At 74.2% G+C, this 22,869-nt stretch carries 20 protein-coding genes; 9 read left to right on the forward strand and 11 right to left on the reverse strand.

The genetic code is table 11. The features are described 5' to 3' along the window. The first annotated feature begins 231 nt into the window (after positions 1-231). Positions 232-735 carry a GNAT family N-acetyltransferase gene (locus RIU97_RS01680; protein ID WP_404962724.1) on the forward strand — a complete coding sequence of 168 codons (504 nt, stop codon included), beginning with the start codon at positions 232-234 and terminating at the stop codon, positions 733-735. 69 nt (positions 736-804) lie between these two features. Further along, positions 805-1,362, forward strand: coding sequence for a hypothetical protein (locus RIU97_RS01685; protein ID WP_404952929.1), 558 nt, complete (start codon positions 805-807; stop codon positions 1,360-1,362). Positions 1,363-1,380: 18 nt separating this feature from the next. Here the strand turns inward: RIU97_RS01685 and RIU97_RS01690 are convergent, their stop codons facing one another. The 3 genes from RIU97_RS01690 to RIU97_RS01700 form a co-directional block, all read right to left on the reverse strand. Beyond that, positions 1,381-1,617: a hypothetical protein gene (locus RIU97_RS01690; protein ID WP_404952930.1), complete on the reverse strand. Its 237-nt coding sequence runs from the start codon at positions 1,615-1,617 to the stop codon at positions 1,381-1,383. A gap of 147 nt (positions 1,618-1,764) precedes the next feature. After that, complete coding sequence (locus tag RIU97_RS01695) at positions 1,765-2,433, reverse strand: response regulator (protein ID WP_404952931.1); 669 nt, start codon at positions 2,431-2,433, stop codon at positions 1,765-1,767. After that, entirely contained in the window at positions 2,430-3,746 is a 1,317-nt protein-coding gene (locus tag RIU97_RS01700) for a sensor histidine kinase (protein ID WP_404952933.1), read from the reverse strand. Before RIU97_RS01700 ends, RIU97_RS01695 begins: the two co-directional genes overlap by 4 nt. A gap of 276 nt (positions 3,747-4,022) precedes the next feature. Between RIU97_RS01700 and RIU97_RS01705 the strand changes: the two genes are divergently transcribed. Continuing rightward, positions 4,023-6,221 (forward strand): MMPL family transporter, encoded by a 2,199-nt coding sequence (locus tag RIU97_RS01705; protein ID WP_404952934.1) that lies wholly within the window; start codon positions 4,023-4,025, stop codon positions 6,219-6,221. 94 nt (positions 6,222-6,315) lie between these two features. On the opposite strand, the gene RIU97_RS01710 is transcribed toward RIU97_RS01705, so the two are convergent. From RIU97_RS01710 to RIU97_RS01725, 4 genes are all read right to left on the reverse strand, one after another. Next, positions 6,316-8,109 carry an ABC transporter permease/substrate binding protein gene (locus RIU97_RS01710; RefSeq protein ID WP_404952935.1) on the reverse strand — a complete coding sequence of 598 codons (1,794 nt, stop codon included), beginning with the start codon at positions 8,107-8,109 and terminating at the stop codon, positions 6,316-6,318. Continuing rightward, positions 8,109-9,161: a glycine betaine/L-proline ABC transporter ATP-binding protein gene (locus RIU97_RS01715; protein WP_404952936.1), complete on the reverse strand. Its 1,053-nt coding sequence runs from the start codon at positions 9,159-9,161 to the stop codon at positions 8,109-8,111. The genes RIU97_RS01710 and RIU97_RS01715 overlap by 1 nt, the downstream gene beginning before the upstream one ends. Before the next feature lie 377 nt (positions 9,162-9,538). Next, the gene (locus RIU97_RS01720) at positions 9,539-10,336 is read right to left on the reverse strand and encodes a GntR family transcriptional regulator (protein ID WP_404952937.1); all 798 of its coding nucleotides are present in this window, start codon (positions 10,334-10,336) and stop codon (positions 9,539-9,541) included. Between the two features lie 119 nt (positions 10,337-10,455). Next, the gene (locus RIU97_RS01725) at positions 10,456-12,057 is read right to left on the reverse strand and encodes an IucA/IucC family protein (RefSeq protein WP_404952938.1); all 1,602 of its coding nucleotides are present in this window, start codon (positions 12,055-12,057) and stop codon (positions 10,456-10,458) included. Between the two features lie 107 nt (positions 12,058-12,164). Here RIU97_RS01725 and RIU97_RS01730 point away from each other — a divergent pair, with 107 nt between their 5' ends. Next, positions 12,165-13,679: an IucA/IucC family protein gene (locus RIU97_RS01730; protein ID WP_404952939.1), complete on the forward strand. Its 1,515-nt coding sequence runs from the start codon at positions 12,165-12,167 to the stop codon at positions 13,677-13,679. Positions 13,680-13,738: 59 nt separating this feature from the next. After that, positions 13,739-14,407: a class I SAM-dependent methyltransferase gene (locus RIU97_RS01735; RefSeq protein ID WP_404952940.1), complete on the forward strand. Its 669-nt coding sequence runs from the start codon at positions 13,739-13,741 to the stop codon at positions 14,405-14,407. A gap of 37 nt (positions 14,408-14,444) precedes the next feature. Here the strand turns inward: RIU97_RS01735 and RIU97_RS01740 are convergent, their stop codons facing one another. After that, complete coding sequence (locus RIU97_RS01740) at positions 14,445-15,638, reverse strand: cytochrome P450 (RefSeq protein ID WP_404952941.1); 1,194 nt, start codon at positions 15,636-15,638, stop codon at positions 14,445-14,447. 148 nt (positions 15,639-15,786) lie between these two features. On the opposite strand from RIU97_RS01740, the gene RIU97_RS01745 reads away from it, so the two are divergent. After that, positions 15,787-17,334 carry an FAD-binding oxidoreductase gene (locus RIU97_RS01745; protein ID WP_404952942.1) on the forward strand — a complete coding sequence of 516 codons (1,548 nt, stop codon included), beginning with the start codon at positions 15,787-15,789 and terminating at the stop codon, positions 17,332-17,334. A gap of 12 nt (positions 17,335-17,346) precedes the next feature. Beyond that, a complete protein-coding gene (locus RIU97_RS01750; RefSeq protein ID WP_404952943.1) occupies positions 17,347-18,681 on the forward strand; it encodes a hypothetical protein in 1,335 nt (444 codons plus the stop codon). Here the strand turns inward: RIU97_RS01750 and RIU97_RS01755 are convergent. The 3 genes from RIU97_RS01755 to RIU97_RS01765 all read right to left on the reverse strand — a co-directional run bounded on the left by RIU97_RS01755 (position 18,635) and on the right by RIU97_RS01765 (position 20,624). Then, positions 18,635-19,027 (reverse strand): hypothetical protein, encoded by a 393-nt coding sequence (locus RIU97_RS01755; protein ID WP_404952944.1) that lies wholly within the window; start codon positions 19,025-19,027, stop codon positions 18,635-18,637. The genes RIU97_RS01750 and RIU97_RS01755 overlap by 47 nt on opposite strands. A 110-nt stretch (positions 19,028-19,137) precedes the next feature. Beyond that, a complete protein-coding gene (locus RIU97_RS01760) occupies positions 19,138-19,680 on the reverse strand; it encodes an HXXEE domain-containing protein (RefSeq protein ID WP_404952945.1) in 543 nt (180 codons plus the stop codon). Continuing rightward, positions 19,677-20,624 carry an AEC family transporter gene (locus RIU97_RS01765; protein ID WP_404952946.1) on the reverse strand — a complete coding sequence of 316 codons (948 nt, stop codon included), beginning with the start codon at positions 20,622-20,624 and terminating at the stop codon, positions 19,677-19,679. The genes RIU97_RS01760 and RIU97_RS01765 overlap by 4 nt, the downstream gene beginning before the upstream one ends. 83 nt (positions 20,625-20,707) lie before the next feature. On the opposite strand from RIU97_RS01765, the gene RIU97_RS01770 reads away from it, so the two are divergent. Together RIU97_RS01770 and RIU97_RS01775 are read left to right on the forward strand one after the other, a co-directional pair. After that, the gene (locus RIU97_RS01770; RefSeq protein ID WP_404952947.1) at positions 20,708-22,084 is read left to right on the forward strand and encodes a sensor histidine kinase; all 1,377 of its coding nucleotides are present in this window, start codon (positions 20,708-20,710) and stop codon (positions 22,082-22,084) included. Beyond that, a complete protein-coding gene (locus RIU97_RS01775; protein ID WP_404952948.1) occupies positions 22,081-22,761 on the forward strand; it encodes a response regulator in 681 nt (226 codons plus the stop codon). The genes RIU97_RS01770 and RIU97_RS01775 overlap by 4 nt, the downstream gene beginning before the upstream one ends. Positions 22,762-22,869 lie beyond the last annotated feature (108 nt).

Raw genomic sequence — 22,869 nt, forward strand, 5'->3', positions numbered from 1 at the left:
TGCGGTCCGCGTCGCGGACACAGCTCTTTGGCATGCTCCCGGCAAGATAGCGGTCCGCCGCCTCCGAATGAAGGATGATGCTCGAAGTCGGCTGACATCACGCATCTTTGAACATCAGGACGGTGAACATGAGGGCAATGTCAAGGGAGGTGCCGGGCACGCACCGGGCACCGGGCACCGGGCAGGAATACTCGTCCCGTGCGAGAACATGTCGAAACCTCATCAGGCCTGGTGCTGCGACGCTGGGCACCGGGAGACGCCGCAGCGGTGAGGGCCGCGTTCGCGGACCCCCTCATGCGCAGTCAGAGCAGTGAGCCGGTGGAATCGGTTCGGGCTGCCGGGCTGTGGATCGCCGACCGTGGCGGTCGTTGGGCGGAGGGCTCTGCCTTCGCCTTCGCCGTGGTCGACGGTGACGGGACCGTACTCGGCAACGCCTCGGTCGGTTCGGTGAACCGGCAGCACGCCACCGGATGGGTGTCCTACTGGACGACCGCCGCGGCCCGTGGCCGGGGCGTGGCCTCCGCGGCCTGCCGGGCCCTCGCGCAGTGGGCCTTCGACGACGCGGAGCTCTTCCGGCTGGAACTGGGGCATCGGGTGAACAACCCCGCGTCCTGTCGCGTCGCCCGTGCCGCGGGCTTCACCGTCGAGGGGCTGCAGCGCCAGAAGCTCGCCTACGACGGCGTCCGCCACGACGTGGAACTGCACGCCCGGCTGGCGACGGACCCGCTCCGCTGACCCAACCACCCACCCACGCACCCACCCACCCCAACGGCCACGACGCACGCTCGGCTAACGTCGGCCCACGTGACCGATCATCTGGCGCCCACGTCGCGCTTTCTCGTTCTGCACGACTACGGCATGGGCGGCTCGTGGTGGTGGGTCCACGCGACATCGGCCCGCCACGTGCTCGAAACGTTCGCGGACGTCGAGGTCGTCGATGACGCGGGCACGATCGAGCGGGCAGAGAGTTGGGGATTGGACGAGGTCGCGGCCGACGGGACGGGGATGTCCGACGCCCTGGACGACTTCCGGGCCAAACGGGACGCCCAGCGCGGACGCGAGGGGTTCGGCGCGCTCGCCGGCAGGGAGGTCGTGTGGCTGCGGCGCCAGTGGGACGGCGAGGACGGCGAGGACCCGACGGTCCATCTGATGGAGGTCGGATCCGACGGGCGCAGGCTGCGCCAGGTCGAGTCGGCCCCGGACGGCACCGGCGTCAGGAGCGGCCCGGACGACTGGCCGTTCAACCCGCCCGTCGTGGACCTGTTCGATCCCGATCTGGTCGGGATGGAGATCGGCCGGAGCGCGTTCGAGACGGCCTGGCTCGGCGCCCGTCACGTGGACGAGGGCGGGACGCCGGCGTAGCGCCGCTCGCGCGCGTCCTCAGGCGGTGCGTCCGGGGCCCGGCGGCGGGGTGACCGCCAGGACCGGTGGGGCCGGGGAGGACCAGCGGTGGCCGCAGGGGTCGAAGACCAGCGTCACCGGCCGACCGGGGCGCTGGCGCCAGGAGATGCGTTCCGGTGGGCCGTCGCACACCGGACAGCGGGGCAGCGGGCCGGGCTCCGCCTCCGGCACGCGGTCGGGGGCGGCCACGAGCGGCGTGGCGTGCGGATCGCGCATGGAGGCTCCCTGGTCGTGCGTGCGGTCTGGCTGATCGCACTGTGCCATGGACGTGCCCGTCTCCGCACGGGCGAATCATCCAGTGTTTTGGCTGGTCAGAGGTGTGGTCACCAGGAAAATTCCGGTGCTCTTGCGGGCACTTGGTGATCAACCGCTCGTGCAACCGGCCGCCACCAGGCCCGATTCATAGGCCGCGATCACCGCCTGCGCACGGTCACGGACGCCCAGCTTGCCGAAGATGCCCGTGATGTGGTTCTTGACCGTGGAGACGCTGATGTCCAGGTCCAGGGCGATCTCGGCGTTGCCCCGGCCGCCGGCCAGCAGGCGCCAGATCTCCAGCTCGCGCGGGGTGAGTTCGGCCGGGGTCTCGGCGGCCCACGACCGCGGCCGCACGGGGGTCCGTACGTAGGCGGAGATGAGCCGGGTCAGCAGCCGCGGCGCGACGGCGGCCTCGCCGGTGTGGACGATGCGGACGGCGGCGATCAGCTCCTCCGGGGAGATGTCCTTGGGCAGGAAGCCGTACGCGCCGGCGCGCAGGGCGGCGACCACGTACTCGTCCATGTCGAAGGTGCTGAGGGCGAGGACGCGCGTCGAGGGGAGCGTCCGCGCGAGTTCCTCGGTGGCCTGCACTCCGTCGAGGACCGGCATCCGGATGTCCATGACGACCACGTCGGGCAGCAGCTCGTGGGCGAGGGCGACGGCCCGGGCCCCGTCCTCGGCCTCGCCCACGACCTCGAACTCCGGGTCGGGGCCCAGGATCAGGGCCAGGCCGCGCCGCACCAGCGGCTGGTCGTCGGCTATGAGCACGCGGATCATCGGTGCCGTTCCTCTCTCTCGCCCTCCCCGGCGCCCGGGACCGGGACCGGGAGGCGGGCCGCCACCCGGAAGCCCCCGCCGTCGAGTGCGGCGGCTTCCAGGGTTCCGCCCTGCAGGGCGACACGCTCGTGCATTCCGATCAGACCGTACCCGGGGCGCGCCCCGGGCCGGGAGGCCGGCGCCTGTGCTCGCGCCCCGTCGTCGCGCACCTCCACGGCCACCTCGTCCCGCCGGTAGGTGAGCCGTACGTGGGCCCGCGCCTGCCCCGCGTGCTTGCGGGTGTTGGTCAGGGCCTCCTGGACGATCCGGAAGAGGGTGAGGCCCACGGTCGGCGGCAGCGGGCGGACCGGTCCGTCCACGGTGAACTCGGTCTCCGTGCCGGCCAGCCGGGACTCGGTGATGAGCCGGTCGAGGTCGCCGGCCCCGGGCTGCGGGGCCGGCGGGGTGTGCTCCGGCTCCTCTCCGGCCCGTAGTACGTCGAGGAGTTGGCGCATCTCGCGCAGCGCCATCCGCCCGGAGTCCTCCAGGGTGACGAGGGCCTCCCGGACGACCTCCGGATCGTGCGCCAGGTTGGCCCGGGCTCCGCCGGCCATCAGCTGCATGGTCGTGATGTGGTGGGCGACGATGTCGTGCAGTTCGCGGGCGATCCGGCGCCGTTCCTCGGCCACCGCCCGGTCGGCGAGCAGGGTCCGGTGGATCTCGGCCTCCCGCTGCCGGTGGTTGACCACGGCGGCCGCGCCGACGGCGCCGAGGGTGCCGATCGCGTTCGCGACCAGACCCGACCAGCCGAAGGGCAGGGGCCAGCCGCCCTGGCCGGCGGAGATCAGCGGCACCGCCGCGACCGCCGCTGCCACGGCGACGGCGGGGCGGCTGAACCGGGCCACCGTGTAGAGGGCCACCATCAGGGTGAGGGTGAAGTGCGGGGTCGGCGGGGTGGTCAGGTTCACCAGCACGCCCAGGGCCAGTACGGCGGCGAGCACGGTCACCGGCCGTGCGCGCCGGGCGATCAGGGGCATCGCCGAGACGACGAGGGAGACGGCCGCGGTCACGCTCAGGACCCGGCCCTCGGTCTGCATGCCCAGGGAGTATCCGACGAGGTCGATGGTGCCGGCCGCGACCGCCACGAGTGCGTCGTTGCGCGTCCACGGTGAGCGGTCGGCGCCTCGGTCCGCGCCCGGCTCCACACCCGGGGCGCCTGCCCGGCCGGCGTCGCGGTCCGCCTCCCGGCCCGTGGCGCGGCCCGCACCCGCACGCGCGACGACGCCGCCCCCTTCCGCCCCCACCGTCACACCCACACCCACACCCACACCCATGCTGCCGGTCCTCCCCCCGCCGGCCGCCCCTCCCGGCAGGTGCCGGGCTCGCGCGGCCGCGCTCTCCGGTGATCCATTCTGGCACCGGCCGCGCCCCCTGCCACCCGTCCCCGGTGTGGGCCCGTACCAGGACTCCGGTCCTGGTCGGCGCCCCCGGCCGGACCCTGGTCCCGCGGTCCGGATCCTCCCCTGCCCCGACGTTTTCCCCGCTCCCCGCTGATGGTCTGGAGTCAGGCCGGGAACCCCGGCCGGCACCGCACAGACCGGAGGAGTCCAGTGATCCGCGCCCTGACCCGATTCTCGACGCGAAGTCCATGGAAGGTCATCGCCCTGTGGGCGGTCCTGGGTATCGCAGCCACCATCGCGGGCCAGGCGTTCGTCTTCCGCGCCACCCAGCCCGGCAACGGCGGGTTCCTGCCCGCGCACTACGACTCGGCGGCCGCCCTGAAGATCGCGGAGGACCGGTTCGGCGTGAAGCCGGACGCCAACCTCCTGACCCTGCTGGTGGCCCGCTCGGACGACGCGCCGCTCGGCGCCGCCGACGAGGAGCGTATCGACGCGCAGGCCGCGCAGTTGGCCCGGACGCGGGTCACCATGCCCAGGACCGAGGACACGATGCCCCTCGCCCAGGACCATTCGCAGATCCCCCGGGTCAGCCCGGCCATGACGGCGCCCGACCGCTCCTTCCGCCTGCTCTCCGTCGAACTGACCGGAAATCCCGCCGATCCCGGCGTGCAGGACACCTACCGCGCCTTCCGGGATTCCGCACGGGACCGGTTCGCGGAGGAGGGGCTGCGGACCGGCTTCACCGGCGGGATCGCCGACCGGGTGGACACGGCGGACGCCGAGAAGACCAGGACGAAGGTGGTCGGGGCGGTCATGCTCGGGGTCATCGTCCTGCTGCACGTGCTGGTCTTCCGCAGCGTCCTGGCGGCGCTGCTGCCGCTGCTCGCGGTCTCCGTCATCGGTGGCGCCGCGGCCGGCGTCGTGGTCGGCGCGGCGCTGCTGACCGGCACCGGACTGGCCGATTCCACGCCGGGGCTGATCAGTGTGGTGCTGGTGGGCATCGGCATCGACTACTTCCTCTTCCTCCTGTTCCGCTTCCGGGAGCAGCTGCGCGAACATCCCGAACAGTCCGGGCGCGAAGCGGCCTCCGAGGTCGCCGGACGGGTGGGTACGGCCATCACCTCCGCGGCGCTGACCATCGTCGCCGCGTTCGCCACGCTCGGGGTCGCCTCCTTCGGCCAGTTCCGGGTGCTCGGGCCGGCCATCGCCCTGTCGGTCCTGGTGATGCTGCTGGGCAGCCTGACCCTGATGCCGGCCCTGCTGGCGGTCACCGGGCGCAGGATGTTCTGGCCCTCCCGGGCCCTGCAGCACGCTCCCCGCGCGGGCTCCGCCGCCCGGCTGGGTGACCGGGTGGCACGTCGGCCGCTGGCGCTGGTCCTGGCCTCGGTGGCGCTGCTCGGCACGCTGGCCGCCGGTGTGATGGGGATGCGCATGGACTACGGGCAGGGCGGGGCGGGCGCGGAGCGCACGGCCGCGGTCGTCACCGCCGCCGAGATCTCACGTGCCCTGCCGGCCGGGGTGTCGGACCCGACCAGCGTGTTCGTCACGGCTTCCGACGGCGGCACGCTCACCGTCGAGCGCCTGGGCGGGCTGTCCAGGGCCCTCGCCGGGGTCGGCGGCGTGGGCCAGGTCGCGGACACCGTGCTGAGCCAGGACCGGCGGGCGGCCCGCATCGACCTGTTCCTGACGGCCGACCCGCAGCGCAAGGAAGCCCGGGACCTGGTCACCGGCCCGGTCAGGGCCGCGGTGCGGGCCCACGCGCCGGCCGGTACCGAGGCGCACGTGGGCGGTACGCCGGCGCTCTTCGCCGACATCTCGACCGCGGTGGACAAGGACCTGAAGGTGGTCTTCCCGGTGGCGGCCGTGCTCATCGCGCTGATCCTGCTCGCCCTGCTGCGCAGCCTGCTGGCGCCGGTGATCCTGCTGGCCGCGGTCGGACTCGGCTTCGCCGCGACCCTCGGCGCCGCGACCCTGGTGTTCCAGCGCGCGCTGGACCGGCCCGGGGTGGACTTCACCCTCCCGCTCGTACTGTTCCTGTTCGTCGTCGCGCTGGGCACCGACTACAACATCCTGATGAGCGACCGGATCCGGGAGGAGATGGAGCGACCGGGTCCGGCGCGGGCGGCGGTGGGCCGCGCGGTGCGGCACACGGCGCCCGCCATCGCCACGGCGGGGCTGGTGCTGGCCGCGTCCTTCGGGAGCCTGGCCGTCACCCCCGCTCCGTCCACCCAGCAGATCGGCTTCGCGACCGCCCTCGGGATCCTGCTCTCCGCCTTCGTCCTGTCGATCGTGCTGGTGCCCGCGCTGGCCGCCCTTCTGGGCCGGGCCGTCTGGTGGCCGGTACGGCCGCGCCGCGCCCGCGCCGGCGCCGGTCCGAAGGAGTCCCCGGACCGCGTCCTGGTCGGCTGAACCACCGCGCGGACACACGAAAGCACCGGCGCGTGCAGGGCCTCCTACGGTCCTGCGCGCGCCGGCGCCTTCGGTGTCACGCGAGCTCGTCGGTTCAGGCGAGCTGGTCGACCTCGGGGTGGTCCCCCAGCCAGGCGCGGACCGCTTCCTGCTCCTTGCCCTTACCGGTCTCCTGGATCTTCGCCTCGAGGCTGGTCAGCTGCTCCTCGGTGAGCTTGAACGAGCTCAGCCAGCGGGCCACTTCGGGCTCGTCGGCGGCGAAGCCCTTGCGGGCCAGGGTGTGGATCCCGTCGCCCTTGCCCCAGGCCGCCTTCGGGTCCTCGAGCTTGGTGAGGTCGTACGTGGAGTACGCCCAGTGCGGGGACCAGAGCACGACCGCGACGGGCTCCTTCTTCTCGTAGGCCCGCTTGAGCTCGGCGAGCATGCCGGGGGTGGAGCCGTCGACGACCTGGTACTCGCCTTCGAGGCCGTACTCCTTCAGGACCTTGTCCTTGAGGATGGACATGGCTCCGGCGCTCGGCTCGATGCCGATGATGCGGCCCTTGAACTGACCGGACTTGCCCTTGAGGTCGGCGAGCGAGCGGACGTCCTTCAGGTACGAGGGCACGGACAGCTCCAGCGAGGTGGGTCCGTACCAGGAGCCGAGGTCCTCCAGCTTGTTCCCGTACTTCTCCCAGTACTGCGCGTGCGTGACGGGCAGCCAGGAGTCGGTCTGGAAGTCGAGCTGGCCGCCGGCCAGGCCGGTGTAGAGGGCGCCGGCCTCCAGCTGGCGGGCGTCGACCTTGAAGCCCCGCCGCTCCAGCAGCTCCTTCCACAGGAAGGTGGAGGCGATGCCCTCGTCCCAGGGGATGTATCCGACGGAGACCGTGCGGCCCTTGCCGATGTTCGCGGCGCCTGCCGGTCCGTCCTCGGCGGTGGAGCCGCCGAAGGTGCTGAGGCCGCCCGCGACGAGGGCGAGCACGACGACGCCGCTGAGGGCGTAGGCGGGCCGGGGGCGGTGGTTCCACACCTTGGCCGCGCCGGTGGCCGCCGCCCTCGCCTTGGCCAGGGCGCGCCGGCCGAGCGGGGAGACCTGGCGGCCGAGCGCCCCGGTCATCCGGTCGAGGTACATGGCCAGGATGACGATGGAGATGCCCGCCTCGAAGCCGAGGCCGATGTCGACGTTGCCGATGGCGCGGTACACGGCGCCGCCGAGTCCGCCGCCGCCGACCATGCCGGCGATGACGACCATGGACAGGCCGAGCATGATGACCTGGTTGATGCCCGCCATGATCGTCGGCAGGGCCAGGGGCAGCTGCACGCGGACGAGGGTGTCGCGCGGGGTGGTGCCGAAGGCCTCCGCGGCTTCGACCAGTTCCGCGTCGACCTGGCGGATGCCGAGCTCGGTCATCCGTACGCCCGGCGGCAGAGAGAAGATGATGGTGGCGATGATGCCGGGCACCACGCCCACCCCGAAGAAGATGATCCCGGGGATGAGGTAGACCATGGCCGGCATGGTCTGCATGAAGTCCAGGACGGGCCGCAGGAGGGCGCTGACCCGGTCGGACCTGGAGGCCCAGATGCCGAGCGGGATCGCGAAGACCAGCGTGACGAGGGTCGCGACCAGGACGAGGGAGAGCGTGGACATCGCGTCGGACCACAGGTCGACGGAGTCGATGAGCGCGAGGCCGGCGAAGGCCAGCAGGCCCGCGAGGAGCCCGCGCAGCCACCAGGCGCCGACCGCGAGGATGCCCGCGAAGAGCAGCGGGGCGGGGGCGGAGAGGACGGCGTCGATGCCGTCGTAGAGGCCGGTCACGAGCGCGCTGATGGCGTCGAACAGCCAGGACAGGTGGCGCTGGAGGAAGTCGACACCGCTGTCGACCCAGGCGCCGAGGTGCAGGCGGGGCATCAGGCTGCCACCTCCGCGCAGGCCATCGGGGGCCGTTGTTCGTCGCCGAGGAAGGCGATGAGCCGGTCCTGCGGCACGGAGCCGACGACGGCGCCTTCCGCGTCGGTGACGGCGACCGCGTGCGGGACCCGGGCGCTGACCGCGCACAGGTCGGCGAGGGGGGTGTCGCCATGGACGGTCGGGCAGCCGCAGGCGTCCGCGTCCGCGTCGGGCGCGTCCATGACGGCGTCGGCCGTGAGCACCCGCGCGCGGTCGACGTCCTGGATGAAGGAGGCGACGTAGTCGTCGGCGGGGCGGATGAGGATGTCCTCGGCAGTGCCCTGCTGGACGATGCGGCCGTCGCGCATGACGGCGATGCCGTCGCCGATGCGCATGGCCTCGTTGAGGTCGTGGGTGATGAAGACGATGGTCTTCTTGAAGCGCTGCTGGAGCTCCAGCAGCTGGTCCTGCATGTCACGGCGGATCAGCGGGTCCAGTGCGCTGAAGGACTCGTCCATCAGCAGGAGCTCCGCGTCGGTGGCCAGGGCCCGGGCGAGGCCGACCCGCTGCTGCATGCCGCCGGAGAGCTCGTCGGGCCAGGACTTCTCCCAGCCCTCCAGGCCGCACAGGGCCAGGGCCTCGGCGGCGCGCCGGTCGCGCTCGGCGCGGGGGACGCCCTGGACTTCCAGGCCGTAGCCGGCGTTCTCCAGGACGTTGCGGTGCGGGAAGAGCGCGAAGTGCTGGAAGACCATGGAGATCTTCGTGGACCGTACGCGGCGCAGCTCGCCCGCGCTGAGGGCGGTGAGGTCCTGGCCGCCGAAGAGGATGCGTCCCGCGGTGGGCTCCAGCAGTCCGTTCAGCATGCGAAGCAGCGTGGACTTGCCGGACCCCGACAGACCCATGACGACGAAGATCTGGCCGGGTTCGACGCTGAACGAGGCGTCGATCACTGCGGCCGTGGTGCCGTCGGCGCGCAATTCGTTGCGGTCGGTGCCGCTTTCGAGTGCGCGGACCGCGTCGCCGGGTCGTCTTCCGAACACCTTGTAGACGTGCTCGGCTCGGAGCGTGGACACATGAACCTCACGGGTCGTACGGAGACGGCGCGCGCCGGCGGACCGGCGGGCCGTAGAGCGGGACGGGATCGGCCCGTGTGCGCCCCGCCTCCGGCACCAAGGCCGGAGGACGTGGTTCCGCTCCAGCAGTCCACGATGCCCCGCATTCACCAGCGCAAACACCAGCGTGATTCAGGTCACTTGCCGCGCGGGGAACCGCGGCGCGCGGGGCCGCGGCACGGGCCGGGCGGCGACGCGCAGCCACCGGGACGGAGTTGGGGCGGACGCCCGGCGACCGGAACTCCCGCCGGGCCCGGCGCGCCGGCGCCCGCGGCGTGTCGGAGCACACACCGCACGTCCGGCGGGTGAGCCGGGGCCCGGGCGGCCCGGGGTGTGACCTACGTGACCCGGAAGCCGGTGGTCGCGGGGTCCCGGCGGTCGCGGTGGAAGGTCAGGCGGTCCCACGTGGGGAAGGCCAGGTCGGTGACGGCCAGCAGCCGCCCCGAGGCGTCGTGCAGGGTGCGGCGCACCGTGAGGCCGCAGGCCGGGGAGACGGCCGGCGGGTGGGTGGTGCGGGTCATGGTGAGGGTCTCGGCGACGCGGCCGCCCGCCGCGGCCCGGTCGAGCCAGCGCTGCAGCGGGATGAGCTCGTCGTCACGGAGCGTCGCCACCCGGTTGCGGTAGCCGGTCAGCTCGGGGTCGCGCGCGAGGGCGCCCGGGCTGAAGTACGTGACGGCGTCACGGAGGGTCTCCCCGGCCGGGCCGCGTTCGCGATGGTGATGGACCAGGGTGCGGTCCCCGCCGGCCATGCCGAGCAGACCGGCGAGCGAGGGCGGGACGGCGACCAGGGTGAGCCGGACCCGGGTGAGGGCGGGCACGGCGGAGGCGGGCCGCACGGTCGCCGGCTCGACCGCGGGCCCGCCCTCCCGCCCGGCCGCGACGGGGACCACCACGGCGGTGACGGCGGGCCGGGTGCCGCGGCGGCCGGTGACGACCAGGCCGTCCTCGCGCAGGTGCTGGAGGGCGGCCCGGATGGTCTGCCGGTTGACCTCGTAACGGGCGGCGAGGCTGCGCTCGGAGGGCAGTCTGCCGCCGGGGGTGCGTGCGGCGCGCTCGAGATCGCGGCGGAGTGCTGCGGCGATCCGCTGGTACTTGGGCACGGCGGCCGGGCCGCCGCCCCGCGAAGGGGAGGGCATGGCTTCTCCTCTGACGGGTGGTCAAGGACTGCGCGGTCTGCCCGACCAACCTAGCATTGGTCTATACCTTTCGTGAGGGGGGATCCGGGAACGCGGCCCACCTTGGCCGGATCCGTACATCACCCTCGCTCCCGCAGCGGGTTGGGCAGGGGCAGGTAGCGGGCGTCCGCACCGTCCGCCCGCGTCCAGCGCAGCAGCAGGTTGGTCTTGGCCGGCAGGGTCGGGGCGGCGAGCAGCTCCGCGATCTCGGGCAGCCCGCGCGCGGCGTCGTAGCGCAGGAGCTCCTCCCGTACCGCCGGCCACAACAGCGACGAGATGTCCGGATACCGTTCGGCCAGCGCCCCCGCGACCTCCGCCAGGTGGTTGACGACCAGGCAGTAGACCAGGCGCTGCCAGGCGTCCGCGCGCGGCAGGTCCGGCAGCAGCTTCACCCCTTCCGCGTCCCGGAAGAGGGCCTGCACGGGCATGCCCTCCGCGTCGACGGCGACCAAGGTGTTCTGCAGGTGGGCCTCCAGCACGACTCCGTGCCGGGCGAACAGCTCCAGTACGGGCGGCACGACCTGGCGCAGGTACGCCCGCCACCAGCGGGCGGGGTCGGTGGCGCCGGCCGGCGGGCTCCCCGCGCAGCCCTCGGCGAGCGCGGCGGCCAGCAGCGGGGTGGCCCCGGGCACGGTGTGGGCGTGCAGGCCGTCGCGGACGAGGACGGCGAGCTCCTCGAAGGCGAAGGAGGCGGTGCGGTAGCCGCGGTCGGCCAGCCAGGCCGCGTCCGAACCGGTCCGGCGCAGCGCGGCGAAACCGGCTTCCACGGCCGCGTCGGTGCGGCGCAGTTTCAGCAGGTCGTGCCGCCACAGCCGGCGCACGTCGTTGGTGATCCGGACGTCGAGGCTGAACTTCACGAAGAGGTCGGCCGCCGGGTCCGGTACGTACAGGGTCCGGATGGAGGCGGTGGGCCAGACGGGCCGGCGGCCCTCTCCGAGCCGCAGCAGCCGCCCGTCGGCGAGGGCCTCGCGCACCGCGGGCCGGTCGCCCACCAGGTCGAGCTGCCAGGGATGGGCGGGCAGCAGCCGGTAGCCGGCCGGGGCGCGCGGCCCGTCGAGGGCGTCGGCCAGGGAGTCGATCGCTTCGGTGGCGGCCGGGCCGCCCTCCTCGGCGGCCTGGTCCTCGCGCAGCCCGAGGAAGACCAGCGGGAAGCGGGCGTGGGCCTCCGGCGCGTACGGCAGCCAGCTTCCGGCCGGCGCGCCGCCCCGGGCCTTGGGGGCGGGGTGGTGCGGGTGGCCCATCACCAGGGACTGCTCGGACAGGACGTACGGGTCCTCCGGGGCCTCGGCCCCGGCCCGGGCGGCCAGCAGTGCGGCGATCGCGTCGCGGCTGTCGGTGATCTCGACCGGGAGCTCGTCGTTGGGGACGCCGGTGTACCGGCCCAGTTCGTCGGAGACGAGCTTGACCAGTTCGGCGTGGCCGAGCGGATGCCAGCCCGCGGCCGTACGCAGTTCGGGGCGCACCGGCCGGCGTCCGCCGCGCACCCGGAGCAGCCGCCCGCTGCCGCGCAGCCGGTGGATTCCCACGCCCACCGCCCCGCCCGCGCCGTACTCTTCGGCGGGGCCGCCGCTCCCGGTGGGTGCGACGGGGTCGGCCGTCTCCCGCAGCAGGCAGTTGAGGAGCGGGGTGGCGGCGTACGCGTCGGCGGCGGCGTTGAGGTCCACTGATTCCATTCGGTCCATCCGGTGCGCCGGGGGTCCGCGAGGCGTAACCACCGGTCGTGATCGTCGGTATCCGCAATGATTACTTGATCATCCCGTAAAGCGATATTCCGATGCCGGAGCCCAGCATGTACTTTCCCTCCTCCCCGGCCGAAGAGGCCCTCGCCGCCGAACTGGCCGGTGTGCGGCCCTCGCTCGGCCCCGGGTACGCCGCCGCCCTGAGCGGTGCCCGGGCGGCCGTGCTGACCCGGCTGTGGCGGGCGCTGGCCTTCGAACCGCTGCCCTGGGTCATGGGCCGGGAGCGCGGGCCCGACGGCCTGGCGCTCCTGCTGGCCGGCGGCGCCCGGCTGGAGGGCCCGCTGCCGGATCCGTACGCCACCGAGCCGTACGTGAGCGAACTGCTGCTCGACGGCCGGGCCTACGGGCAGGCCGCGGCGCTGGTCACGGCGCTGGAGCCGGTGCACGGGAAGGAGTTCGCCGCCGAACTCGACGGCAGTACGGCCTCCCTCGCACTGTCCCGGGCCGGCCAGGCGCCCGCCGGGGAGGATGCCGCCCCGGGGGCCACCTGGGAGTGGGAGCAGCGGGTGGTGGACGGCCATCCGTACCACCCGAACTGCCGTTCCCGGCCGGGCTTCTCGGTGGCCGAGGAGCTGGCGTACGCGCCCGAGCACCGCCCGGTGGTGGAGCTCGGCCTGGTCGCCGTACCGGCTGAAAAGTGCCTGGTCACCGGCGACTGGCCGGAGTCGCTGCGGGGCGCGGGGCGGGTCCTGGTCCCGGTGCATCCGTGGCAGGCGGCGCACGTACTGCGGCACGAGCGGGTGCGGCCCGGTTTCGCGGCGCACCCGCTGATGGCCCTGCGCACGCTGGCGCCCGCCGACGGCGGCCCCCACGTGAAGACGGCGCTGAGCGCCCGGCTGACCTCCTCCGTACGGGACATCTCCGTCTACTCCATCGAGACGGCGGCGGCCGTGTCCGCCTTCGCCCAGGGCCTGTCCGAGCGGCTCGACGGCCGGCTGCACATCACCCGCACCCTGGGCGCGGCGACGGCGCACGCTCCGGACCTGGCGGCCGTGCTGCGCGAGCCGCCGGAGGTCCACGCGGACGCCGCGGCCGGTGAGCGGGTGCTCCCGGTCGCGGCCCTGGCCTCGTTCCCGCCCGCGCGCTCGGCGGCCTGGCGGGCGGACTTCGCCCGGCTCGCGCTGTCGGTGTGCCTGCGGGTGCTGGAGCTGGGGGTGGCCCTGGAGGCCCACGGCCAGAACCTCCTCGTGGTCCTGTCCGCCACCGGTGCCCCGCTCCGGTTGGTCTACCGCGACCTCGCCGACATCCGGATCAGCCCGGCCCGGCTCGTCCGGCACGGCCTGCCGGTGCCGCCGCTGTCCGGCAGACTGATCACCGACGACGTGACCGTGCTGCGGCGCAAGCTGTTCGGGTCCCTGCTGACGGGGGCGCTCGGCGCCACGGCGGGCTCGGCCGGCGCCTTCGCCGAAGCCTTCGCCGAGGTCACCACGCTGCCGGCGACCGCCGACACCGAGGCCCTGCTGACCGGGCCGCTGCCCACCAAGGCGCTCACCCTGATGCGGCTGAGCCCCGGCATCCCCGGCGATCAGTGGGCGGAACTGCCCAATCCGCTGGCCGGAGGGTGAGCCGGAGCACCGCGGCCGGGGGTCCCCCGGACTGATGCGGGCGGCTACTGTCCAGGGGTATGACGGACACCTCGGACCTGACCTCGGTGAGGGCGTCGTACGACGCCGTCGCCGTCGACTACGCCCGGCTCGTCGGCACGGAGCTGGCCAGGAAGCCACTGGACCGGGCCGTGCTGGCCGCCTTCGCCGAGTACGTGCGCGGCGCCGGCGTGCGCGGGGACGGGGGCGGCGGTGGCCGGGCGGTCGCCGACCTGGGCTGCGGCCCCGGCCGGGTGACGGCGCATCTGGACGGGCTCGGCGTACGGGCCTTCGGCGTGGACCTGTCACCGGCGATGGTGGCGGTGGCCCGCCGGACGTACCCGGGGCTGCGGTTCGAGGTGGGTTCGATGGCCGCGCTGGACGTCGCCGACGGGGTGCTCGGCGGGGTCCTGGCCTGGTACTCCACCGTGCACACCCCGCCCGCCGAACTGCCCGCGGTGTTCGCGGAGTTCGCCCGGGTGCTGGCGCCGGGCGGCTACGTCCTGATCGCCTTCAAGGCGGGCGACGAGAGGATCCGGCTGGAGCACGCCTACGGGCATCCGTTCGAACTCGACGTGTACTGGACGCCGCCCGACCTGGTCGCGGACCTGCTGGCCGGAGCCGAACTGGCCGAGGTGGCCCGTCTGGTCCGCGAGCCGGACGCCCTCGAGGAGTCCCCGCAGGGCTTCCTGCTGGCGCGCAAGGGGTGACCCGGGGGCGGCCGCCCGGCTTGCGGACGGCCCTCGCTCACCAGCGCAGCGGCAGCCGGGTCACGCCCCGCATCAGCCCGCCCGGAAGCCAGTCCCGCGGCCCCGCGTCCGGGTCCTCGGCCAGGTCCGGGAACCGCTCCAGCAGGGCCCTGATCGCGATGCGCCCCTCCATCCGGGCGAGCGGGGCGCCGAGGCAGAAGTGGATGCCGTGCCCGAAGGCGAGGTGGCCCGGGCCGGATCGCCGGATGTCGAACACGTCGGGCCCGGGCCCCGCGAAACGCGCCGGGTCCCGGTCCGCCGCGGCGAGGGCGACCAGGACGGAGGAACCGGCGGGGACGAAGGTGCCGCCGAGTTCCAGGCCGGTGCGGGCGAAGCGGTACGTGGCTTGCTGGACCGGGCCGTCGTAGCGCAGCATCTCCTCCACGGTGCCGTCGATCAGACCGTCCGGGTCGGCGCGCAGGGCGGCGAGCTGGTCGGGGTGCGCGAGCAGGGCCCGCACGCCGTTGCCCACCAGGTTCACGGTGGTCTCGTGGCCCGCGACCAGCAGCAGGAAGGCCATCCCGATCAGCTCGTCCGGCGAGAGCCGGTCGCCGTCCTCGTCGCGGGTGCGGATCAGGGCGCTGAGCAGGTCCTCGCCGGGATCCTCCGCCTTGGCCGCGACGAGTTCGGAGAGGTACGCGGTCATCTGCTCCAGGACCCGCCCGTCCGCGCCCACACCGTCCAGCGGGGCGACGATCTCGCTCGACCAGGCGCGGAACCGCGCGCGCTCGAGGCCGGGCACGCCGAGGAGTTCGCAGATCACGGTCATCGGCAGCGGTACGGCGAAGGACCCGATCAGGTCGGCCCGCCGGTCGGGCCGGGCCGCCATCGCGTCGAGCAGTTCGTCGGTGATCTGCTGGACGCGGGGGCGCAGGAATCCGATCCGGCGGGCGGTGAACTCCCGGGCCACCAGGCCGCGCAGCCGGGTGTGGTGGGGCGGGTCCGCGTCCAGCATGCTCGTGGCGACCGCCGGAACGGTTGCGTCCCCGAACAGCCCGGTGCCGAACCAGTTCTTCGACAGGGCCGGGTGGCTCAGGGCCTGCCGGGCCTCCTCGTGGCCGACGACCAGCCACGTCCGCTCGCCGCCCAGCACCACTTCGTGGACGGGGCCGGCGGTGCGCAGCGCGGCGTAGAAGGGGTACGGGTCGGCGTTGAAGTCTTCGGTGTGCGCGCTGAGGTCGACGAGGGGCATGGGCGCAGCCTAGGGGGCCGATGCCGTCCGGACCGGTCCGTCCATACGTCAAGCCGAACCGTTTCGGCCATGAGCCGTTCGGGGGGCTGCCGGGTGTGTGTGGGCCCGCCTTCGCGGGGATCGGGTCGGGCGGTGGCAGGAAGGAGGTATGAGCCTCCATCGCCGCCAAGTCCTGGGCAGCGCCGCCGCGGCGGCCCTCGCCACCGTCGGCGCGGCCGCCCGGGGCCCGGACTACGGTGCGCTGGCCCGCGGGATCGACGGGCGGGTGGTGCTCCCCGGCGACCGGGACTACGCCGAGGCCCGCCGGCTGTTCCAGCCCCGCTACGACGCCGTCGCGCCCGCCGCGGTGGCCTACCCCGCGCACGCCGCGGACGTGGCCGTCTGCCTGGACTTCGCCCGCCGCTCCGGCGCGGCCGTCGTCCCGCGCGGCGGCGGGCACGGCTACGCCGGCTGGTCCACCCGCGCCGGCGCCCTGGTCGTCGACACCGGGGCCATGGCGGCAGTGGCGGTCGAGGGGGACGGCGTACGGATCGGCGCGGGGGCCCGGCTCGGGGACGTGCACGCCGCCCTGGCCGGACGGGGACTGGCCGTCCCGACCGGGCTGTGCCCCTCCGTCGGCATCGCCGGGCTCACCCTCGGCGGCGGTCTGGGGCTGGCCTCGCGGGCGTACGGGACCACCGCGGACCGGCTCACGGGGGCCCGGGTGGTGACGCCCGACGGGCGCGTGCGCGAGGTCGCCGCCGACCGGGATCCGGAACTCTTCTGGGCCCTGCGCGGCGGCGGGGGCCGCAACTTCGGCGTGGTCACCGAGTTCCGCTTCCGCCCGCACCCCGCGCCCCGGGACTGTGCCTTCGCCGAACTCCACTGGCCCGGCGGCGACTCCGCGGACGTCCTGCGCGGCTGGCAGCGCTGGCTGGCCGGGCTGCCGGACCCGTTCTGGAGCCAGGTGGAGTTCACCGTCGAAGCCGGTTCCGGTTCCGGTGCCGGTACGGGGGCCGGTGCCGTGGCGCCCCCGGCGGTCCGGGTGGTGTGCCTCGACGGGCGCGGGGAGCTGGAACGGCAGTTGACCCGGCTGGCGGACCTGGTCGGCGGAGCGCCGCGGGACGACTGGACCGTCGTACGCAGTCACGCGGACACCCTGCGGGCGATGTCGGGCTGCCTGGATCTGACCGCGGCCCAGTGCCGGCTGCCGGGCACCCTGCCCGGCCGGGACCCGCAGGGGCGGCTCGACCGGCACTCCTACGCCGCCCGCTCCGACTTCTGGGCGGGCGCCGGGCTGCCCGACGCGGCGATCGGCACGGTCCTGGACGCGGTGCGGGGGTACGGGTCCGAGGCGGGAGTTCCCCGGGGCGGGCTCGCGGTGGTGCAGTTCGACGGGGTCTGCGGTGGCGCGCTGAACCGGGTCGCGGTCGCGGACACCGCCTTCGCGCACCGCGACAGTGCCTTCCTCGCCCAGTACCTCGTCCGCTGGCCCGAGTCCGCGCCGGCCGCCGAGGTGGCCCGCCACGAGGCCTGGCTCGACGGACTCTGGCAGGACCTGCGGCCCTGGGCCAGCGGCCGCGCCTACCAGAACTACACCGACCCGAAACTCACCGGCTGGCGCGAGGCCTACTACGGCCCGAACCTCGCCCGCCTGCAGGAGGTCCGGCGTGCCTACGACCCGGACCGGCTCTTCCGTTTCCCCCAGGCCCTTTAGGGAGTGTCCGGAATGCGACGTATGGTGACGATGGCCGTGCTGGCGGCCGCGCTGCTGGTGCCCGGAGGTCCACTGCCGGTGGCCGAGGCCGGGAGCACTGCCACTGCCTCCGTGAGCGCGGGCCGCTGGTCCGCCCGCGAGGCCGAGACCTTCTGGACGCCCGAACGGATGGCCGCCGCCGCCCCGCTGCCCCCCGCGACACCGGAGCCCCCCGAACCGGTGGCGCCCGAACCGCCGTTGGAGCCCCTCGCCCCGCTGGAGCCGGGGGAACCACTGGAACCGGTGGATCCGACGCCTGTCGGAACGCCGACCCCGACCCCGACCCCGGCGCCGATCGCGATCCCGACGCCGACCCCGATGCCGGTCCCGCTCCCGGTCCCGGTCCCGGTCCCGGACGCGACGGAGCCGTCCGTGGCCCCGTCGCCGCTCGTCCCCGTCCCCGTCCCCGTCCCCACCCCCGAGGCTCCCACTCCGACACCGACTCCGACCCTGCTGCCACTGCCCGTTCCGAAGCCGACGCCGACGCCGACGCCGACTGCGAAGCCGACGCCCAGGCCGACGCCGAAGCCGTCCCTGCTTCCCGCCCCCGCGCGGCCCGTCGTGCCCCGGGTGCCGGTCACCGACCCCGGCATCGGGCAGAACTTCGACGGCATCCCGGTCGTCGGCCGGATGTTCCTCGTCAAGGGCGGCGGATCCTACTTCTGCACCGCGAGCGTGGTCGCCTCCCCCGGCCGCAACCTCGTGCTCAGCGCGGCGCACTGCCTGCTCGGCTCGGACACCCAGCAGGTGGCCTTCGTACCGCGGTACACGAAGGCGAAACCGCAGCCGTACGGCATGTTCCCCGTCCTGCGGGACGCGGCCGGGCGCTCCAGGATCTGGATCGACCCGCGCTACCGCTCCCAGGGACCCGACCGGGCCGCCGCCCTCGACGTGGCCTTCGCCCAGGTGGGACCCGACGCGCGCGGCTTCCCGGTGCAGGACGTGGTCGGCGGGAACCGGCTGGTCACCGGCGCCGGTTACGCGCACGCGAAGGTGTCGCTGATCGGCTACCCGTCCTCCGCCGCCCGTCCGCGCCTGTGCGTCAACCGGACGACGAAGTTCACCAGCAAGGACGCGCGGATCCCGGGATCGTTCCTGCGCATCGGCTGCACCGGCTACCCCGGCGGGACCAGCGGCGGCCCCTTCCTGCTGCGCTACAACGGACAGACGGGGACCGGTGACGTGGTGGGCGTCATCGGCGGCTGGAAGACGGGCGGGGACACCGCCGACACCTCGTACAGCTCCTACTTCGGCACGGACATCAGGAAGTTGTACGAGAAGGCGGTAGCCGGGGCGAAGGTGCGGTGAGTACCCGCACCCAGCGGGTCCTGCGCGGGTTCCCGACCGTACGCGGCATCGCCGGGAGCCCGTCGCCGGTGGCCACGTCGGCGGTGGCGAGGCCGAGCCGGCGGCGCAGGTCGGCGAGGGCGGCGTGGACGGGCGCGAGGACGACCTCCGCGCCCGGGTCGATGGACGCGAGGGCGTGGGCGGTGGTCTCGATCGCCTCGGCGGCGTCCTCGGCCGCGGTCCGGCTCCAGCCTCCGGGTGCTCCGATGCCCCAGGGCGCGATGGTGTCGTAGAGGTGGCAGGCGGCATCGGCCACGGCGTCGGCCCGTTCCCCGACGCCCGGCGCCGCGATGGTCGGCAGTTCCATGCCGGGTCAACGAGCCGGTCCCGCCCGGGGGTACGACCGGATGCCCGCGGGGCGAGCCGGTGCACGGCGGGGCGTCCCGCACGGTGCACCGGCCCGCCCCGCGGGACGGTCTAGCGTGCGGTCGTGGCCCGGAGGATCCGGTGGGCCACGGCGTGCGAGGCCACGGTGGCCGCCCCGGCGAGCGCCAGGCCCTGGACCACGTCGCGCGCCCGGGTGGGCCGCAGGACCCCGTCGCGGCGCAGCCGGCCGCGCGCCCACAGGGTGAAGGGGATCACGAGCAGCGGCGAGGTGACCACGCCGGGCGTGTAGCCGCGCGTCGCGGCGGCCTGCGCGAGGTGGACGAGCCCGTGCAGGCCGAAGCCGTTCAGGGAGGCCTGGTAGAAGGCCGAGCGCCCGCCGGTGCGGTGGCCGTCGGCAGAGGCGGCCGCGACGACGAGGGCCATGACGCCGACCGCGGTGGCGAACTCGCGGCCGTCCACGGCTTCCATGCTCCGCCAGACCCGGTCGGGGACGCGGGGGTGGCGCTCGCGCAGCACCGGGACCCGGGTGCGGGTCCAGCGCCCCATGGCGGCCACTTCTTCGAGGTCGTGCACGGTCCAGGCGGCGAGCAGTCCGAGGGTGACGGCGCCGCGCGGTATCGGGAATGCGTTCATGCGGCAACAGTCTGCAGCCACAAGGGCAGCAGCAGAAGCGACACGAGCGAACTCTTGATCACGAGCGACGCGGAGAGGTCGACGCCCACGTCGTAGCGCTGGGCGAAGATGAAGAGGTTCTGCGGGGTCGGCATCGCCGCGATCAGGACGAGGTACGCCAGCCACTCGCCCCGGACGCCGAAGAGCATCCCGCACACCGCCCACGTCAGCAGCGGGAAAGCCAGGCACTTGAAGCCTACGAGGGCCAGCTCCTCGCGCGTGGTGCCCCGCAGGTGCAGGCCGAGGCCGCCGAGGTGGAGACCGAGGGCGAACAGGGCGACCGGCGAGGCGCTGTCGCCGACGAAGGCGGCGCCGTCCAGGACCACGCCCGGCACCTTCACCGACAGGAGGTTGAGCAGGATCCCCGCATTGCAGGCGAGGACCACCGGAGTGGTGAGCGAGGCACCGACGGCGCGGGCAAGGCGCCGGGCCGGGCCGCCCGCGGCCGGGCCCGCGCGGCCCAGTTCCATGAGGGCGATGACGACCAGGGACAGGACGCAGACCTGGAACAGCAGGATCGGGAAGATCGGCGCCGCCGTCCCGAACACGGTGATGAAGACGGGGACGGCGAAGTAGGCCGTGTTGACCTGGACCCCGGCCATCACCCGCAGCGCCACGACGCGGGGCTCCCGGATGCCGTGGACGACGGCCGCCACGGCGACCGCCACGACCGCGAGGGCCGCCGACCCGGCGTAGCCGCCGATCGCCCGCCAGTTGAAGAGGGCCGCGAGGTCGCTGGCGTAGATGTTGCCGAAGAGATAGCAGGGGACGGCGAAGAGGAAGGCGTAGTCGGAGAAGACCTTCGAGGCCTCGGCCGGGACGATCTTGCGGCGGGCGAGCACCACCCCGCCGCCGAAGGCCAGCAGCACCGGCACCAGCTTCTCCAGCGCGGCTGCCCCACCCATGTCTGTCTTCCCCCATGATCGCCCGGCGAGCAGCCTACCCGTACCCCGGCTCGGGGCCCGTCGGCGCATAGGCTGGTCCGATCATGAGCGACACACCCCGCACCCGGCTGTTCGGACGGAACCGCGACCGCACCCGCGCCCCTGCGGCCGGATCACCCCGTGCCCGCGTGCCCGGCGCGCTCGGACAGCTCGCCGTGGTGCTGCGCACGCCCGCCCGGGCGACGCAGCCCCTGCTGGGGCAGGCGCCCAAGCGCTGGCAGCGGATGCTGCCGTACGCCGTCGTCGGCATCTTCGTGGTGACGCTGCTGCCGGTGACCATCGCCGTGCTGACCAACGACTACGGGGTGGACGGCGGCTGGGCGGGCGCGCTCGGGGTGGCGCAGACCGTGCCGCTGCTGCTCGCGGTGGTCCGGCCACTGCCCGCCTGGGGCCTCGTCCTGGGGGCGGACCTCGTCGGCGCGGTCCTGCTGATCGGCGCCGGCAACGTGGCCGGGCACGCCTGGCCGTGGCCGCCGATGACCATCGTCGGCTACCTGCTGCTGATGGCCTGTCTGGGGCTGCGCGAATCCGTCCGGAACCTGGTCGGGGTATGGCTGGTGACCGGTGGGCTGGGCGCGGTGCTGGGCTTCTTCCAGCCGAAGGGCGTGATGAACTCCGCCGCCCTGCTCTTCGTGCTGAGCGGGGTCATGCTGGTGCTGACGGGCGCGCTGCGCGGTCTGGGCGACGCGCAGCAGCGGATCGCCGAGCAGGAGAGCATCAGCGAGGCGGAGCGCGCCCGGCGGACCCTGCTGGAGGAACGGGCCCGGATCGCGCGCGAGTTGCACGACGTGGTGGCCCACCACATGTCGGTGATCACCGTCCAGGCTGATTCGGCGCCGTACCGGCTGCCGGGCATGCCCGAGCCCGTACAGGAGGAGTTCGCGGCGATCGCGGCCAGTGCCCGGGAGTCGCTGGGCGAGATGCGGCGGCTGCTGACCGTGCTGCGCGGTGACGGGGCGAACGGCGGTGCGGAGGGCGAGCGGGCCCCGCAGCCGGGGATCGACCGGCTGCAGCAGCTGGTGGAAGCGACCGTACGGGCCGGGCAGCCGGTGGAGTTGTCGCTGGCGGCGGGGGCGGCCGGGGCGGCTCCGCCGGCGGTGGACCTGTCGGCGTACCGGATCGTGCAGGAGGCCCTGGCCAATGTGGTGCGGCACGCGCCGGGGGCGCGCACCAGGGTCTCGGTGACGGTAGACGCGGACGAGGTGCTGGTGCTCGTGGTGAACGGTCCGGCCCGGGACGCCGTGGTGGCGCTGGAGAGTTCGGGCACGGGGCACGGCCTGGTGGGGATGCGGGAGCGCGTACGGTTGACCGGCGGGACGCTGGACACCGGTCCGCTGCCCGACGGCGGCTTCCGGGTCGCCGCCCGCCTGCCCCTGAACGCCCCGAGCGAGCCGGCCCATCTGAACGAGGAGGGGAATTGACCATCCGCGTGATCATCGTCGACGACCAGGCGATGGTGCGGGCCGGGTTCGCCGCGCTGCTGTCGGCGCAGGCCGACATCGACGTGGTGGGCGAGGCCCCCGACGGCCGGCAGGGGGTGCTGGTCTCCCGCTCCACGCACCCCGACGTGGTGCTGATGGACGTGCGGATGCCGGAGATGGACGGGCTGACGGCGGCCCGGGAGATCCTCGATCCCCCACCCGGGGTGGTGCACCGGCCGAAGGTGCTCATGCTGACCACCTTCGACATCGACGACTACGTGTACGAGGCGCTGCGCGCCGGCGCCTCCGGCTTCCTCCTGAAGGACGCCCCGCCGGCCGATCTGATCGCGGCGGTACGCGTCGTCGCCTCGGGCGAGGCGCTGCTGGCGCCGTCGGTGACCCGGCGGCTCATCGCGGACTTCGTCCAGCAGCGGCCGGCTCCCCGAAAAGACCCGGCGCTGCGGCTGAACGGCCTCACCCCGCGGGAGACCGAGGTACTGGAACTCATCGCACGCGGCCTGTCGAACCAGGAGATCGCGGGGCATCTGGTGCTGGCGGAGCAGACGGTGAAGACCCACATCGGACGGGTGCTGGCCAAACTCGACCTGCGGGACCGGGCCCAGGCCGTGATCTTCGCCTACGAGGCGGGACTGGTCCGGCCGGGCGACTCCGGCTGACGGAACGGCCGGACGGCCGGGCAGCCGGACGGTTCCCGGCGGGGTAGCCCGTCTCCTCCACCCCCTACCGGGGTATGACATCCGACTTGGCACCACGGTGCGACGTAC

The sequence above is a fragment of the Streptomyces sp. 147326 genome, assembly GCF_045000215.1.
Lineage (GTDB): Bacteria > Actinomycetota > Actinomycetes > Streptomycetales > Streptomycetaceae > Streptomyces.

What these genes read in the sequence shown, in the direction of transcription:
- RIU97_RS01695 (WP_404952931.1), bottom strand. Translation starts at nt 2,433, where the DNA reads ATGATCCGCGTGCTCATAGCCGACGACCAGCCGCTGGTGCGGCGCGGC.
- RIU97_RS01745 (WP_404952942.1), top strand. Translation starts at nt 15,787, where the DNA reads ATGAGCCTCCATCGCCGCCAAGTCCTGGGCAGCGCCGCCGCGGCGGCC.
- RIU97_RS01690 (WP_404952930.1), bottom strand. Translation starts at nt 1,617, where the DNA reads ATGCGCGATCCGCACGCCACGCCGCTCGTGGCCGCCCCCGACCGCGTG.
- RIU97_RS01740 (WP_404952941.1), bottom strand. Translation starts at nt 15,638, where the DNA reads ATGCCCCTCGTCGACCTCAGCGCGCACACCGAAGACTTCAACGCCGAC.
- RIU97_RS01760 (WP_404952945.1), bottom strand. Translation starts at nt 19,680, where the DNA reads ATGAACGCATTCCCGATACCGCGCGGCGCCGTCACCCTCGGACTGCTC.
- RIU97_RS01765 (WP_404952946.1), bottom strand. Translation starts at nt 20,624, where the DNA reads ATGGGTGGGGCAGCCGCGCTGGAGAAGCTGGTGCCGGTGCTGCTGGCC.
- RIU97_RS01710 (WP_404952935.1), bottom strand. Translation starts at nt 8,109, where the DNA reads ATGCCCCGCCTGCACCTCGGCGCCTGGGTCGACAGCGGTGTCGACTTC.
- RIU97_RS01750 (WP_404952943.1), top strand. Translation starts at nt 17,347, where the DNA reads ATGCGACGTATGGTGACGATGGCCGTGCTGGCGGCCGCGCTGCTGGTG.
- RIU97_RS01700 (WP_404952933.1), bottom strand. Translation starts at nt 3,746, where the DNA reads ATGGGTGTGGGTGTGGGTGTGGGTGTGACGGTGGGGGCGGAAGGGGGC.
- RIU97_RS01730 (WP_404952939.1), top strand. Translation starts at nt 12,165, where the DNA reads ATGTACTTTCCCTCCTCCCCGGCCGAAGAGGCCCTCGCCGCCGAACTG.
- RIU97_RS01755 (WP_404952944.1), bottom strand. Translation starts at nt 19,027, where the DNA reads ATGGAACTGCCGACCATCGCGGCGCCGGGCGTCGGGGAACGGGCCGAC.
- RIU97_RS01720 (WP_404952937.1), bottom strand. Translation starts at nt 10,336, where the DNA reads ATGCCCTCCCCTTCGCGGGGCGGCGGCCCGGCCGCCGTGCCCAAGTAC.
- RIU97_RS01725 (WP_404952938.1), bottom strand. Translation starts at nt 12,057, where the DNA reads ATGGACCGAATGGAATCAGTGGACCTCAACGCCGCCGCCGACGCGTAC.
- RIU97_RS01735 (WP_404952940.1), top strand. Translation starts at nt 13,739, where the DNA reads ATGACGGACACCTCGGACCTGACCTCGGTGAGGGCGTCGTACGACGCC.
- RIU97_RS01770 (WP_404952947.1), top strand. Translation starts at nt 20,708, where the DNA reads ATGAGCGACACACCCCGCACCCGGCTGTTCGGACGGAACCGCGACCGC.